Annotated in this window: 11 protein-coding genes; all 11 read left to right on the top strand. The window is 26.0% G+C overall.

Features of this window, described 5'->3' with window-relative positions:
• Positions 1-39 precede the first annotated feature (39 nt).
• The 11 genes from nuoC to D9V66_RS00855 all read left to right on the top strand — a co-directional run bounded on the left by nuoC (position 40) and on the right by D9V66_RS00855 (position 13,827).
• Positions 40-1,842, top strand: coding sequence for an NADH-quinone oxidoreductase subunit C/D (gene nuoC, locus D9V66_RS00805; RefSeq protein WP_158365561.1), 1,803 nt, complete (start codon positions 40-42; stop codon positions 1,840-1,842).
• A 31-nt stretch (positions 1,843-1,873) separates the two neighbouring features.
• Positions 1,874-2,353 carry an NADH-quinone oxidoreductase subunit NuoE gene (nuoE, locus tag D9V66_RS00810; protein ID WP_158365562.1) on the top strand — a complete coding sequence of 160 codons (480 nt, stop codon included), beginning with the start codon at positions 1,874-1,876 and terminating at the stop codon, positions 2,351-2,353.
• Positions 2,350-3,681, top strand: a complete 1,332-nt coding sequence (nuoF, locus tag D9V66_RS00815) for an NADH-quinone oxidoreductase subunit NuoF (protein ID WP_158365563.1) — start codon at positions 2,350-2,352, stop codon at positions 3,679-3,681. Before nuoE ends, nuoF begins: the two co-directional genes overlap by 4 nt.
• Positions 3,682-3,779: 98 nt before the next feature.
• Entirely contained in the window at positions 3,780-6,512 is a 2,733-nt protein-coding gene (gene nuoG / locus D9V66_RS00820) for an NADH-quinone oxidoreductase subunit NuoG (protein WP_158365564.1), read from the top strand.
• A complete protein-coding gene (gene nuoH, locus D9V66_RS00825; protein ID WP_158365565.1) occupies positions 6,509-7,477 on the top strand; it encodes an NADH-quinone oxidoreductase subunit NuoH in 969 nt (322 codons plus the stop codon). Before nuoG ends, nuoH begins: the two co-directional genes overlap by 4 nt.
• Positions 7,478-7,499: 22 nt before the next feature.
• Positions 7,500-8,042, top strand: coding sequence for an NADH-quinone oxidoreductase subunit NuoI (gene nuoI / locus D9V66_RS00830; RefSeq protein ID WP_158365566.1), 543 nt, complete (start codon positions 7,500-7,502; stop codon positions 8,040-8,042).
• Between the two features lie 12 nt (positions 8,043-8,054).
• Positions 8,055-8,570: an NADH-quinone oxidoreductase subunit J gene (gene nuoJ / locus D9V66_RS00835; RefSeq protein WP_158365567.1), complete on the top strand. Its 516-nt coding sequence runs from the start codon at positions 8,055-8,057 to the stop codon at positions 8,568-8,570.
• A gap of 30 nt (positions 8,571-8,600) precedes the next feature.
• Positions 8,601-8,903 carry an NADH-quinone oxidoreductase subunit NuoK gene (gene nuoK / locus D9V66_RS00840; RefSeq protein ID WP_158365568.1) on the top strand — a complete coding sequence of 101 codons (303 nt, stop codon included), beginning with the start codon at positions 8,601-8,603 and terminating at the stop codon, positions 8,901-8,903.
• Positions 8,900-10,756 (top strand): NADH-quinone oxidoreductase subunit L, encoded by a 1,857-nt coding sequence (gene nuoL / locus D9V66_RS00845; RefSeq protein WP_158365569.1) that lies wholly within the window; start codon positions 8,900-8,902, stop codon positions 10,754-10,756. Before nuoK ends, nuoL begins: the two co-directional genes overlap by 4 nt.
• Positions 10,757-10,836: 80 nt before the next feature.
• Entirely contained in the window at positions 10,837-12,354 is a 1,518-nt protein-coding gene (nuoM, locus tag D9V66_RS00850) for an NADH-quinone oxidoreductase subunit M (protein ID WP_158365570.1), read from the top strand.
• A gap of 6 nt (positions 12,355-12,360) precedes the next feature.
• Positions 12,361-13,827 (top strand): NADH-quinone oxidoreductase subunit N, encoded by a 1,467-nt coding sequence (locus D9V66_RS00855; RefSeq protein WP_158365571.1) that lies wholly within the window; start codon positions 12,361-12,363, stop codon positions 13,825-13,827.
• Positions 13,828-14,391: the final 564 nt, after the last annotated feature.

The raw sequence follows: 14,391 nt of genomic DNA on the forward strand, positions 1-14,391 counted from the left end.
TGCAATTGATATTGTTAAGATAAGTACAATGAGCAATTTATGATAAATTTAACTCAAAAAGAAAATAAAATTTTATTTAAAAAAGTGTTTAAAGAAGATCCAAACGATTCAGTAATGAAAAATCTGTTTGATGAGTTTGGTAAAGAATCATTTTTTCAACAAATTACTATAACTGGTTTTCCTGTAGTATGGATAGAAAAAGAAATTTTATTAAATGTAGGAAATTTTTTATATAACTTGCATCAGCCTTATACTATGCTTTATGATTTACATGGTACTGATGAACGTTTTCGATTAAATCGAGAAAATTTACCATCCGCAGATTTTTCAGTTTTTTATCATTTGATATCTATTGAACGTAACTCTGATATCATGCTCAAAGTTCCACTATTAGAACACGATTTAATTTTACCAACTTTTATAAATTTATTTCCAAATGCTAATTGGTACGAACGTGAAACATGGGACATGTTTGGAATTATTTTTGATAAACATCCTAATTTAACTCGTATTATTATGCCTAGTACATGGACAGGGCATCCATTAAGAAAAAATTATTCTGCAAGAGCAACTGAGTATAAACCTTTCTTTTTAAATGAAGAAAAAGAAGATATAGAAATGGAAGGATTAAAATTTAAACCTGAATTATGGGGTATGAAACGTAAAAACGATGATGTAGAATTTATGTTTTTAAATTTAGGTCCCAATCATCCTTCTGCTCATGGTGCTTTTAGAATTGTTTTACAATTAGATGGTGAAAATATAGTAGATTGTGTTCCAGATATTGGATATCACCATCGTGGTGCTGAAAAAATGGCAGAACGTCAATCATGGCATAGTTATATTCCTTATACTGATAGAATTGAATATCTTGGAGGTTGTGTTAATGAAATGCCTTATGTTTTGGCTGTTGAAAAGTTAGCTAATATTTCAGTTCCAGAAAAAGTAGAAGTTATTCGTGTAATGATGTCAGAATTATTTCGAATAAATAGTCATTTGTTATATATTTCTACTTTTATTCAAGATGTTGGTTGTATGACACCTGTTTTTTTTGCTTTCACTGATCGTCAAAAAATATATGATTTAATTGAAGCGATTACAGGTGCTCGTATGCATCCAGCTTGGTTTCGTATTGGAGGAGTAGCTCATGATCTTCCAAATGGTTGGAATATTTTATTAAAAGAATTTCTTGATTGGATGCCAAAACGATTACAGTATTATGTAACTACTGCGCTAAAAAATAGTATTTTAATTAATCGTTCAAAAGGAGTTGCTGAATATAATAAAAAAGAAGCATTAAAATGGGGCATTACAGGAGCAGGATTACGTGCTACAGGGTTAGATTTTGATGTGAGAAAATGGAGACCATATTCTGGTTATCAAAACTATGATTTCGATATACCAATAGGTACAGGAATAAGTGATGCTTATTCGAGAGTGATGATTAAAGTTGAAGAAATTTATCAAAGTCTTGTTATTTTAAATCAATGTTTAAAAAATATGCCAGAAGGTCCATTTAAGTCTGATCATCCTTTAACGACACCACCTGCTAAAGATTCTGTTTTACAAAATATAGATAATATGATTACTCATTTTTTACAGGTATCTTGGGGCCCAGTTATTCCGAAAAATGAAAGTTTTCAAATGATTGAAGCAACAAAAGGAATTAATAGTTATTATTTAATTAGTGATGGTGGTACGATGAGTTATCGTACAAGAATACGTACGCCTAGTTTTCCACATTTACAACAAATACCTTCAGTTATTCGTGGAAGTTTAATATCAGATTTAATTGTATATTTAGGTAGTATAGATTTTGTTATGTCTGACGTGGATAGATAATTATGTATAAAAAAAAAGTAAATTTCGAAAAATTAGTACAAAATTTATATTGACTAATGAAGAAATAAATGAAATAGAAAATGAAAAAAAATATTATGAAAACTATAGAGCTGTTTCTATAGAAGCATTAAAGATTGTTCAGAAGAAAAGAGGATGGGTTTCTGATCAAGCTATTTATGCCATTTCTGAGATACTTCAAATAAACCCCAGTGAAGTCGAAGGGGTTGCTACTTTTTATAGTCAAATTTTCCGTCAACCTGTCGGTCGTAATATCATTCGTTATTGTGATAGTGTTGTTTGCTTTTTAACAGGTTATAAAATGATAAAAACAGCTTTAGAGAATTATTTGAAAATAAAAATAGGAGAAACGACTAAAGATAATCGGTTTACTTTATTACCAGTTTGTTGTTTAGGAAACTGTGATAAAGCTCCTACTATTATGATAAATGAAGATACACATTCTTGTTTAACTCCCGAAGCTATACCACATTTATTAGAGTTGTATAAATGAACAGAATTTTGCGTACTGCTGAAACACATCCTTTAACTTGGCGATTAAGAAATGATCAAAAAACTGTTTTAATTAAGGAATACTGTGATAAAAACGGTTATGTATCTTTACAAAAAGTATTAAAGAATATGTCGCCAGAAGATGTAATTGATGTAATAAAAGAATCAGGATTAAAGGGAAGAGGAGGGGCAGGTTTTTCTACTGGTTTAAAATGGAGTTTAATGTTTCAAAATAAATTTTTTTCAGATTGTCGTTATTTAGTTTGTAATGCAGATGAAATGGAACCAGGTACATATAAAGATAGATTATTGATGGAGCAAATTCCTCATCAATTAATTGAAGGAATAATATTAGCATCATATGCATTGAATGTTTCTCGTGCTTATATCTTTTTAAGAGGAGAATATATTAAAGCAGAACATATCTTAAAATCTGCTATACAAGAAGCTATTAGTGTTGGTTATATTGGCATTAATATTTTAGGGAGTGGATTTAATTTTGAATTAGTTTTACATACTGGAGCTGGTCGTTATATTTGTGGAGAAGAAACGGCCTTAATTAATTCATTAGAAGGTCGAAGAGCTAATCCTCGATCTAAACCTCCTTTTCCAGCTATATTTGGTTTGTGGGGTAAACCTACTTGTGTAAATAATGTAGAAACACTTTCTAATGTTCCTGCAATTTTATTGCATGGTGTTAATTGGTATAAAAATTTATCTAAAAGTATTGATAGTGGTACTAAATTAATGGGGTTTTCAGGAAAGGTAAAATATCCTGGTGTTTGGGAATTACCTTTTGGAACAACTGCCCGTGAGATTTTAGAAGATTATGCTGGTGGAATGCAGTGTGGTTTGTCTTTAAAAGCTTGGCAACCTGGAGGCGCAGGTACAGATTTTTTAACCACTGAACATTTAGATTTGCCAATGGATTTTCAAAATATTAGTAGGGCAGGAAGTCGTTTAGGAACTGCTCTTTGTATAGCAGTTGATAATAAAACAAACATGGTGTCATTAGTATATAATTTAGAAAAATTTTTTGCTCGTGAATCATGTGGTTTATGTACGCCATGCAGAGATGGATTACCATGGATTGTAAAAATATTAAACAGTTTAAAAAAACAGGAAGGACAAAAAAATGACATCAATACTTTAGAAAGATTATGCAAAAATTTAGGTCCAGGAAAAACGTTTTGTGCTCATGCTCCTGGTGCGATAGAGCCTTTACAAAGTGCTATAAAATATTTTCGTTCTGAATTTGAAGCTGGTATTAATCTAAAAAAAGAAAATTTCAATAAAAAAATTATAGGAATTCAATCTAATTATATTTAGCTTAAAATTAATTTTTTTTACAAAAAATATTTATTTAAAATATAGAAATTTATTTTAAAATAAAACTCTTTAAGTATAAGTTTTGGAATTATTCTCTTATGTTTAGAATTTATGTAGATAGTAAAATATATGATGTTAATGAGTCAGAAAATTTACTGCAAGCCTGTTTATCAGTAGGTATTGATATTCCTTATTTTTGTTGGCATCCTTTATTGGGCAGTTTAGGAGCTTGTCGTCAGTGTGCTGTAACACAATATAATGATTTTGAAGATCCTAAAGGTCGACTAATTATGTCTTGTATGACTCCTGTAACAGATGGAGCCATAATTTCTACAAATAATATTGAATCAGAAGTTTTTCGAAGTTTAGTAATAGAACTTTTATTAACTAATCATCCACATGATTGTCCAATATGTGAGGAAGGTGGTCATTGTCATTTGCAAGACATGACTGTAATGACAAAACACAATATACGTAATTTTAGATTTAAAAAAAGAACGCATAAAAATCAATATTTAGGATCTTTTATTAAACATGAAATGAATCGATGTATTGCTTGTTATCGTTGTGTTAGATATTATAATGATTATGCAGATGGAACTGATTTTGGAGTTTATGGTTCGAATAATAATATCTATTTTGGTCGTATAGAAGATGGTGTTTTAGAAAGCGAACATTCTGGTAATTTAGTAGAATTATGTCCTACTGGAGTTTTTACTGATAAAACTCATTCTAAAAAATATAATCGTAAATGGGATATGCAATATGGTCCAGGAGTATGTCATAATTGTAGTGTTGGCTGTAATATTAGCGTTGGAGAACGTTATGGTGAAGTTCGTCGAATAGAAAATAGATATCATGAAAATATAAATCATTATTTAATTTGTGATCTTGGTAGATTTGGTTATTCTCATACTAACTTGATTACACGCCCAAAAAAACCAGTTTATATTAATAACAAGAATTCTACTGTGTTGAATTTTACAAAAGCAGTAGAATTTGCAGCTGATTTTTTTCAAAAATATAATCGTATTATTGGTGTGGGTTCTTCTCGATCAAGTATAGAAAATAATTTTGCATTACAAGAATTAGTAGGAACAGAAAATTTTTCTCATGGTATGTCTGAAAAAGAAGAACAGTGTGTTAAGTTGATTTTAGATGTTTTACAAGATAGTGATATATATATTCCGTGTTTGAAAGAAATTGAAACTTATGATGTAATTTTAGTTTTAGGAGAAGATTTAACGCAAACTTCACCTCGAGTTGCTCTTGCAATACGTCAAGCAATTAAAAAGAAAGCATATGATATTGCATCTTTATATGGAATACCTCAATGGAATAGTAATTCCATCTCCCATATTACAGAAAACTATAAAAATTCTTTATATATTATGCATACGCATGAAAATAAATTAGATGATATTTCTGAATGGTCTTATTTTGGATCCATCTATGAACAAGTCAATTTATCATCTGCAATTGCTTATGAATTAGATAAAAACTTACCAGAAATAACAAATTTGAGCTCTGTATTAAAAGAGAAAGTTTTATTAATTGCTAATAAATTGCTTTCATCAAAAAAATCATTAATTATTTCAGGTACACACTCTTTTAGCACTTCTATTATCAAGTCAGCTATAAATATAGCCAAATCTCTTAAAATTAACAATATTAATCATCATGTTGGTCTCACTTTTTTAACATCTTCTTCTAATAGTTTAGGATTAGGATTAATGGGAGGTATGTCTTTGGATTCTATGATTAAAGAATTTAGAGAAAAAAAAGTAGATGCTGTAATTTTTATGGAATATGATTTATATCGGTTTGCATCTAAACATGACTGTGATGTTTTTTTCAAACAACAAGAAAAAATTATTACAATAGATCATCAATATACAGAAACTTATAAAAAATCTGGATTAAAATTGCCTTCAACTAGTTTTGCAGAAACCTCTGGTACAATAGTAAATTTTGAAGGAAGAGCACAACGTTTTTTTCAAGTTTATGATCCTATTTTTTATGATAAGAGTAATTGTCTTTATGAAAGTTGGAAATGGTTGCATTTTATTAAATCAAAAATTCATAAAACAGAAATATCTTGGTTTAATTTAGATGATGTAACAAAAGAGTATATTAAAAAATATCCAATTTTTGAAGATATAAGAAAAAATGAACCAGATGCTAATTTTCGTATTCATGGTCAAAAAATTGCTCGATCTCCTATTAGATCTAGCGGAAGAACTGCTTTACGTGCTGACATTAATATTCATGAACCTGCACAACCTGAAGATGTAAACACTATGTTTTCATTTTCTATGGAAGGTTATAATCAACCTAATAAATTGATACCTCATATCCCATTTGCTTGGTTTCCCGGATGGAATTCACCTCAAGCATGGAATAAATTTCAAACTAAAATAGGTCAAAATTTAATATCTGGAGATTCAGGTACATATCTTTTTAAAAAAAAGAAAAAAACAAAAAATTTTTATTTCAATTTAATTCCAAAAAATTTTATGAAAGGAAAATACTGGTATATAATTCCTTATTATCATCTTTTTGGAAATGAAGAATTAACTCAATATTCATCTACAATACAAGAAAATATTCCTTTCGAATATGCTTTAATTAGTTTAATAGATGGTGTTGAATTAGGATTTAAGGAAGATTCTATAGTAGAATTTAATTGTTTGAATGAAGATTATCGTTTAAAAATACGATTTTCTAAGTGTTTACATGAAAAACAGATAGGTTTACCTATAGGAAGAAAAGGTTTTCCTATCGCTCTGGTTGGTAAAAAAATTAAATTTTTACAGGAATTTGTTGAATGATTTGGTCAAAAACAAATATATTTGGAATAATTTTTTGTTTATCAAAAATTATTCTTATTTTATTTTTAATAATTTTTTCTGCTGCTATGTTAAGTGTTGTTGAACGTAGATTATTAGGATTATTTCAAAATAGACATGGACCTAATCGAGTAGGTTGGGGAGGTAGTTTACAACTTTGTGCTGATATGGTAAAAATTTTGTTTAAAGAAGACTGGATACCCCCATTTAGTAGAAAATTTGTTTTTGTTTTATCACCAGTAATTGCTTTTGTTTCTTTATTATGTGTTATTCCAATTATTCCATTCACATCTCATTTTGTTATTATTGATTTAAATATAGGAATTTTGTTTTTTTTAATGATGGCTAGTTTATCGGTTTATTCTATTTTATTTGCTGGTTGGTCTAGTAATAATAAATATTCATTGTTAGGAGCAATGCGTGCTTGTGTTCAAACTTTAAGTTACGAAGTGTTTTTAGGTTTATCATTAATGGGTGTAGTCATTCAATCAGGATCTTTTAAAATTTTAGATATTGTAAATAATCAAAAAGATATTTGGAATTTTTTTCCGCAGTTTTTTGGTTTTTTAACTTTTTTTATAGCAGGTTTGGCTGTATGTCATAGACATCCTTTTGATCAACCGGAATCTGAACAAGAATTAGCTGATGGTTATCATATTGAATATTCTGGAATGAAATTTGGTTTATTTTTTATTGGAGAATATATTTCTATTATTACGATTTCGTTATTAATAGTTACAATTTTTTTTGGTGGCTGGTTTGGGCCTTGGATACCTGGTTTTATATGGTTTTTTTTAAAAACGCTATTATTTATTTTTATTTTCATTTTAATACGAGCTTCTTTACCTAGACCAAGATACGATCAAATGTTGTCATTTGGATGGAAATTTTGTTTGCCGTTAACATTATTTAATTTGCTATTAACTGCTTTTTTTATATTATTATAATTTTTAAGAGATGTTTTTATTTATGATGTTAAAAAATATCATTATTGGATTTTTCACACAAATAAGAAGCATTTTTATGATTGGTTGTAATATTTTTTCAAAATCTGAAACTAAATTATATCCTGAAGAAAAAGTGCATCTTTCTCCTCGTTATAGAGGTCGTATTATATTAACTCGTAATATAGATGGAAAAGAACGTTGTGTTGCCTGTAATTTATGTGCAGCAGTTTGTCCTGTAGATTGTATTTCCTTACAAAAATCTGAAAACATTAATGGTCGTTGGTATCCAGAATTTTTTAGAATTAACTTTTCTCGTTGTATATTTTGTGGTTTATGCGAAGAAGCATGTCCCACAGCTGCTATTCAATTAACTAATGATTTTGAATTATCTGATTTTAAAAGAAAAGATTTAGTATATGAAAAAAAAGATTTATTAATCGCAGGTCCAGGTAAGTATCCAGATTATAATTTTTATAATTTTTCTGGTGTCTCCATAAAAGAGAAAGGTACAGGTGAATTAGATTCTGAATCTAAACCTATTGACGTGAAGAATTTGTTACCATAAGGAAAATTTTTTATGGAATATATTTTTTATATATGTTCATTTATAGCAGTGATTTCTACTTTTTGTGTAATCATTCAAAAAAATGCGGTATATGCCTTGTTGTATTTAATAATCTCTCTTTTGTCAATAGCTGGTGTGTTTTTTTCACTTGGTGCATTTTTCGCTGGTGCTTTAGAAGTTATTATTTATGCAGGGGCTATTATAGTACTATTTGTTTTTGTTATTATGATGCTGAATCTTGGTGATGAATACGATATAAAAGAAGAAAAATTTTTTATGCCTGTTTTTTGGATTATACCTAGTATTTTATCATTAATATTATTATTATCAATGAGTTATGCAATATTTTTTTTAAAAGAAAAAAAAATAGAGGGAATTTTAATTGATTCAAAAATGGTAGGTGTTAGTTTATTTGGTCCTTATGTGTTATTAGTTGAATTGTCTTCAATTCTTTTACTTTCTGCTTTAGTTGTTATTTTTCATATTGGAGGAGAAAAAAAACATTTAAATAAAAAATATTATAATTAATTAATTAATTTTTATAAAGGATGATAATTTATGATTTCTTTATTTCACGGATTATTTCTATCATTAGTGCTATTTCTTTTGGGTTTAACGTCTTTAATAGTTCGACGTAATATATTATTTATATTAATTAGCTTAGAAATAATGATGAATGCTGTTGGATTGGCGTTAATAGTCGTTGGTAGTTATTGGCAACAAGCAGATGGTCAAATAATGTATATATTTGTTATTACTTTAGCTGCGACAGAAGCCGGAATAGCATTAGCACTATTACTTCAATTTTATAGGCGTCAAAAAACATTAAATATTGATATTTTAAGCGAGATGCATGGATGAATATTATTTTTTTAACAATTTTTTTACCTTTAATTGGATTTTTGTTTTTATCTTGTTCACAAGATGTATTTTCTAAAAGAAATACATCTTATATAGGTATATTTTCAATATTTTTATCATTTATCATTACTTTTTTTTATGGAAGAAACCTTATTACAAATACTGATCAAGTATTTACTCAAAAATTATGCAATTGGGTCTATATTAAAGAATTTAAAGTAGATTTCAGTATTCTTTTAGATGAATTGTCTTTGAGTATGTTACTTATGGTTACAGGTGTTGGTTTTTTAATAAATATTTTTTCTTCTTGGTATATGAAAAATAAAGAAGGTAATTCACGTTTTTTTGCTTATACTAATTTATTTATAGCAAGTATGTCAGTACTAGTATTAGCAGATAACTTTTTATTTATGTATCTAGGATGGGAAGGAGTTAGTGTATGTTCTTATTTGTTAATTGGTTTTTATTATACTAAAAGTAAAAATAATTTTTGTGCTTTAAAGGCATTTATTTTAACTCGTATTTCTGATGTGTTTTTAGTTATTGCAATGTTTTTAATATACCAAGAATATGGTACTTTTAATTTTCAAGAAATTAAATTTCTATCAAGTTTTTTAAATATAGAAAATTTTTATGGTTTAAATTTTATCACACTGTTTTTATTAATAGGAGTAATTGGCAAATCTGCACAGTTTCCATTACAAACTTGGTTGTCAGATGCTATGGTTGGTCCTACTCCTGTTTCAGCTTTAATACATGCAGCTACTATGGTAACTGCCGGTGTTTATTTAATAGCACGAACACATTTTTTATTTTTATTAACTCCAGATACATTATATCTGATAAGTGTGATTGGAATAATTACAATATTAATTTCTAGTGTTTCTGCTTTATGTCAACATGATATAAAATGTATTTTAGCTTATTCGACTATGAGTCAAATAGGTTATATGTTTTTAGCATTAGGTGTAAAGGCATGGAGTGCGGCTATTACCCATTTAATTATTCATGCAGTATTTAAAGCCTTGTTATTTTTGTCTGCGGGTTCATTAATTATATTATGTCAAAATGAAAAAAATATATTTAAATTAGGTGGTTTACGAAAAACACTGCCTTTTTTATATTGTAGTTTTATAGTAGGAGGTGCATCTTTAAGTTCTTTTCCTTTAGTAACATCAGGATTTTATAGCAAAGGTGATATCTTATTTAATGTTTTACAAAATGGGTATAATAATTTGTTTTTAATTGCTTTATTTTGTTCATTTTTAACTGCTTTGTATACGTTTAGAATGATTTTTGTTGTTTTTCATAGGGATGTTACTCATAAAGTAACTTCTTATAATAAAGTATTACATAATATACCTTATATACCTTTATCAATTCTTTTATTTTTTTCTACTTTTTTTGGTACATATATATTCCCTCAGTTACTAAATGTATTTCCTCAATCTAATTTATTGGTAGGTGATAAATTTATATTAGAAATGATATCTAGTATATTATCTATTTTTGGAATATATTTATCTTATTATTTTTGGATTCAAAATCCAGATCTTATTGATCGTTTATTTAAAATTAAATATATAAAAAATATACATTATTTTTTTTTAAAAGGATGGTTTTTTGATTTTATTTATAAAGTTTTATTTATAAATTTTTATTTATATATATCTAAAATATTATCTTGTGATCCTTTAAATAAAATAATTTGTTTTTTTGTAAAAACAATACATTTTTTTAGTTTTTATTTATTAAAAACTAGTAGTGGTTACGTAAGGTTTTATATAGTTTCAATGGTATTGGGTGTGAATTCAATTTTTATATTAACTTTAATTTATTGGTTTTCTTTTTAATGGTTTTTGTACTTTTTCTAAAAATAAAAATCACTTCTATTCATTAAATATTTATAGTGGATAATAGGAATATACGTGTAATGTTACTTTCTTTATTAATCATAATTCCATTTTTTAGTAGTTTTTTGTCTTTTTTTTCCTATAAATTAAATAAAAATATACCTCGTTGGATTGCTTTGACCGGAATATTATTTACATTGTTAGTTATAATTCAAATTTTTCTTGAAAAAAATTATTATTTTGTTCCAGTGTTGCACTATCCTAATTGGGATTATCAATTTAAAATACCTTGGATACCACAATTTGGTATTGAGTTTAATATTGCAATTGATGGTTTTTCAATCATAATGTTAATTTTTTCTTCTTTTTTATCTATAATAGCCATTATTTCTTCATGGAATGAAATTAAGCAAAATGAAGGTTTTTTTTATTTTAATTTTATGTTGGTTTTAACTTCGATAATTGGTGTTTTTATTGCTGTTGATCTTTTTTTGTTTTTCTTTTTTTGGGAAATAATGTTAATTCCAATGTATTTTTTAATATCTTTATGGAGTAATGAAATTCAAAAAGAAAAAAGGTATTCTGTAGCTAATAAATTTTTTATATATGGACAAATTTCTGGTTTAATATTATTGTCATCTATTTTATTATTAGTTTTTAACTATTATCAAGATACTAATATATTAACCTTTAATTATAATTTATTACTTGATCACTCAATTAATAAATATATAGAATATGTAATTATGCTAGGATTTTTTTTAGCATTTTCTATAAAAATGCCTATTGTCCCATTTCATGGATGGTTGCCTGATATTCATACTAAATCTTCATATTGTGGTACAGTAGAGATTATATGTGTTTTATTAAAAACAGCCCCCTATGCTCTTTTGAGGTATAATTTAGTCCTTTTTCCTTATTCAACAGAAAAATTTGCTCCAATAGCAATGTATTTAGGTATTATAAGTATATTTTATGGTGCTTGGCTTGCTTTTTCTCAAACAAATATTAAAAAATTGATTGCTTATTCTTCAATTTCTCATATGGGATTAATCTTAATTGGTATTTATAGCAATAATGAAATTGCACTTCAAGGAGTTGTAATTCAAATGCTATCAAATAGTATATCTACTGCAGCTTTGTGTATTATATCTGGTCAACTCTATAAACGTTTAAAAACTCAAGATGTTCGTCAAATGGGAGGATTGTGGTCGTACATTTATTGGATTCCTGGTTTTTCGTTATTTTTTGCTTTAGCAAATTTAGGTGTTCCTGGTACAGGAAATTTTATTGGTGAGTTTTTAATTTTATCTGGAATGTTTCAGACTTTTCCATTTATATCTGTATTTGCAACAATAGGTATTGTTTTTTCTTCTATTTATTCTTTAAATTTTATCCAAAAAATTTTTTACGGTTCTTCTAAAAAAAAATTCCCTATTTTTTTTGTTAATAAACAAGAATTATGGATAATAATAGTACTAATTTTTATGTTAATTTTTTTAGGTCTTAATCCGCAAAGAATTATAAACACTTCGTACAATTCCATACATAACATTCAAAAAAAGTTTAATAATTCTATTTCAAAAATAAGGTTATAATGAGTAATGATAATAAATATACAACAATTAACAGCATTTTTACCTTTTTTTATTGTTATTTTTTCTTTAACAACAGTTATATTATCTATTTCTTATAGTCGAAATCATTTTTTTACTGCTGTGTTTGTTATATTAAGTTTTATAGCTGTATTCTTTTCATTATTTTTTTTAACTTCACAAGTTCCATTAGATGTAGGTATTTTATTTCATATTGATGGTTATTCTATTTTTTATATAGGAATGATTATAATTGCTAGTATTAGTACATGTGTTTTTTCATATCCTTCTTTAGTAAGGTATCCTTATAATAAAGAAGAATTTTATTTATTAATATTAATTTCAAATTTAGGTGCAATTTTATCGATTGTGTCTAATCATATGTCTTCTCTATTTATTAATATTGAGATTATGTCTATACCAATGTTTGGTTTAATTGCTTATTTTAATAATAAAAAACATTCTTTAGAATCTGCATTTAAATATGTAATTTTATCTAGTATTGCGTCTAGTTTTTTACTATTAGGTATTTCATGGGTTTATTCTATATCTGGAAATTTAAGTTTTTCATCTATTAATCATGTTTTAAACATCATATCTTTAAATGAAAAATTAGTCGTTGTATTTGGTATTATTATGATATTGATATCTTTGTTTTTTAAATTATCAATTGTACCATTTCATTTATGGACTCCTGATGTTTATCAAGGAACTCCTTCAGTAGTATTGTCTTTTTTTTCTACTGTTGGTAAAATTTCTACTTTTGGTATTTTATTACATTTTTTATCTCATATTTCTAGTTTAAATAACAACATTTTATATTTTTTATTATCATTGATTACTATTTTTTCCATGTTAATTGGAAATTTAATGGCACTTTTTCAAAATAATCTTAAAAGGTTTTTTGGGTATTCTTCAATTTCTCAATTAGGTTATCTTTTTGTGGTACTCTTAGTATCAAAAAATAATTATTTATTATCTTTAGAAGCTAGTTCAATTTATTTATGTGGTTATTTATTTAGCAATATAGCATATTTTGGTATTATTAATTTAGTTTCTAATTTTTATAATAATAGTGTTAACTCTATATCTTCATATAAAGGATTTTTTTGGTCAGAACCAGGTTTATCTAGTATATTAACTCTTGTTTTGCTTTCTTTGGCTGGTTTTCCAATGACTTTAGGATTTATTGGAAAATTTTATATATTATCAATTATTATAAAAGAGCATTTATGGATAGTAGGAATTTCTTTTTTAGTTAGTACTATATTAGGTTTTTATTGTTATTTGAGAATTATTATTAATTTATATTTAGATCCATCAAATATATTATTAGGACAAAAGTTGAATATATTCAAAAATTGGTTATATGCTCCTTCAGCAATAATTATATTTTTTTCAGCAATGATAATTTTAATATTAGGTGTATATCCAAATCCGTTAATTAATTTTATTAAATTAATGTCATTTTTATAATTTTTAAAGATAAAATTATTAATTTTTAAAATTTATTTTTTAGGATATAAATAGTAATTTATATCTCTTTTATGAAAATACTTTGGATTTTTTTATTGTTAATGTGAGTAATATTTGTAATAGATAATTATATTTATAATACAAAAATCTTTAAAAAATTATTATTTTTATCAATTTTACTGGTTTTTATCTTTATTTTTTGTTTCTTTCTTTAAAAATATGTTTTAATAACAATTCCAAGAAAAAAACATTATAATACCTCGCATCCCTAAGATTTTTAGAGTTGCTAAAAATATTGATGATGAAAATGTTTTTTTACTGCTTTATTTTTATTTTTGATTTCCCTAAAATTAAGTGATATTTGATTTTCTGTAGATAGTATCCCGCTATTTTTTTCTATCTTTTATTATAGAAAAAAATATCATAATTGAATATGGATTATCAATTGTTTTAATTTTTATAAGTATAAAAATACTCCTCAAAAAATTTTTTTATTATTTCAATTTTTTTTACATTGTTTGTTATATTGATAATTTTATTTACTACATTTATTAACAATACTAT

Origin of the sequence: Buchnera aphidicola (Brevicoryne brassicae), assembly GCF_005082825.1 — a bacterium.
Lineage (GTDB): Bacteria > Pseudomonadota > Gammaproteobacteria > Enterobacterales > Enterobacteriaceae > Buchnera > Buchnera aphidicola_AK.